The sequence below is a fragment of the Saccharothrix sp. ST-888 genome (assembly GCF_000955975.1).
Lineage (GTDB): Bacteria > Actinomycetota > Actinomycetes > Streptomycetales > Streptomycetaceae > Kitasatospora.
This window is the reverse complement of sequence record NZ_JYJF01000802.1, coordinates 1-323: the sequence shown is the minus strand read 5'-3', so window position 1 is coordinate 323 and position 323 is coordinate 1. Positions and strand designations below refer to the sequence as shown.

At 71.8% G+C, this 323-nt stretch carries 1 protein-coding gene; it reads right to left on the bottom strand.

Annotation, left to right across the window (positions count from 1 at the left end):
* Positions 1–323: SIS domain-containing protein (locus tag UK12_RS34640; RefSeq protein ID WP_045307198.1), on the bottom strand; the 323-nt coding region annotated here is incomplete at both ends.

Genomic DNA, 323 nt, shown 5'->3' with positions numbered 1-323 from the left:
GCCAGCTCGCAGGCGAAGACCTGGAGCGGAACGGTCGACACCAGCGGCTGCAGCAGGGTCGGGGTGGCCGGGATGCGGATCAGGTGGTCGGCGTACGGCCCGACCGCCTCGTCACCCTCCGCGGCGATAACGATCGTCCGGCCGCCACGCGCCCGGATCCCACGGATGAGGAAGTCGATCTTGTCGTGCAGGACCGAGCGCCCACGCGGGGACGGCACGACCACGACGACCGGCAGACCCCCCTCGATCAGCGCGATCGGGCCGTGCTTGAGCTCGCCCGCCGCGAAGCCCCCGGCGTGCAGGTAGGCCAGCTGCTTGAGCGT